This window comes from Streptosporangium sp. NPDC004631, assembly GCF_053601935.1.
This window is the reverse complement of sequence record NZ_JBSGCR010000082.1, coordinates 1-1,101: the sequence shown is the minus strand read 5'-3', so window position 1 is coordinate 1,101 and position 1,101 is coordinate 1. Positions and strand designations below refer to the sequence as shown.

1 pseudogene is annotated in these 1,101 nt (G+C 67.7%); it reads right to left on the bottom strand.

Annotated elements, in window-relative coordinates:
• Positions 1–23: 23 nt before the first annotated feature.
• Positions 24–1,024: pseudogene (locus ACWEF2_RS31635) on the bottom strand (IS5 family transposase).
• Between the last annotated feature and the right edge of the window lie 77 nt (positions 1,025–1,101).

Here is a 1,101-nt window from a genome sequence, read left to right as displayed (position 1 = left end):
CTAGGGCATGTATTGGGTCGTGATCAATGTGTGGTTCGGGTGAGGTCCTTGATCCAGATCATTGAGGCGCGCAGGTAGAGGCCGGCGAGGTAGCCATCCGGGGTCTTGTCGTACCGGGTGGCGATGCCTCGCCAGGCCTTCAGCTTGTTGATCAGCCGCTCGACGGTGTTCCGCTCCTTGTACAGGTCCGCGTCGTGGCTGACGGGCCGACCGCCTCTGGAGCCCTTCTTCTTCCGGTTGGCGACCTGGTCCTTCTTCTCCGGAATGACCGCCTTGATACCGCGTTCCCGCAGGTGGGCGCGGTTACCGCGAGACGAGTAGGCCTTGTCCCCAGCAACCGCGTCCGGCCGGGTGCGAGGGCGGCCGACAGGCCCACGGACCCGTACCCGCCCCAGCACGGGGACGAACTGCGGGCTGTCCGCGGCCTGACCCGCGGTCAGGACGAACGCCAGCGGGCGGCACTTCCGGTCGGCGGCCAGATGAACCTTGCTGGTCTGCCCGCCCCTGGAGCGTCCGATGAGGGCGGCCTTCAGCCGGAGTTTCTGCCGGCGCCGGATGCGCCGCCGCCCTTCCCGCTCGGGATCGTCTTCGGTGTCCTGGCCGGCTTGTTCGCCGAGGCCGCCCCCTTTGACCTGGCCTTCTCCCGCTCGGCGGCCTTCTCCAGAGCCGCGACGACCTCCTGGTCCAGGTACATCCCGGCAGCGTCGTGGTGGGCCCGGACGGTGGTGGAATCGATACTGACCAGGGACAGGTCCACCTCACCCCGCAGCGCGGCTTCCGTGATCAGGCCCTCCAGCAGGGCCTCGAAGATGCCTGCGTCACGCCACTGCCGGAAGCGGTTGTGGACAGTCGACCAGGCGCCGAACTCCCGCGGCATCTCCCGCCACTGCCCGCCCGTCTTGAACCGCCAGATCACGCCCTCGAACTGCTGCCGCAGTCGCTCGGGATACGGGCCGTACTCGCCGATCGGCAGGTACGGCCCGATGAACTCCCACTCCGCATCCGTCAGTTGCACTCGCGTCACGCAGCAAGATCTACCGGTCCAAGCCCCGACGCGAAGGCGAATCCCACAGGTTGATCACGACTCGATACGCGCCCTAG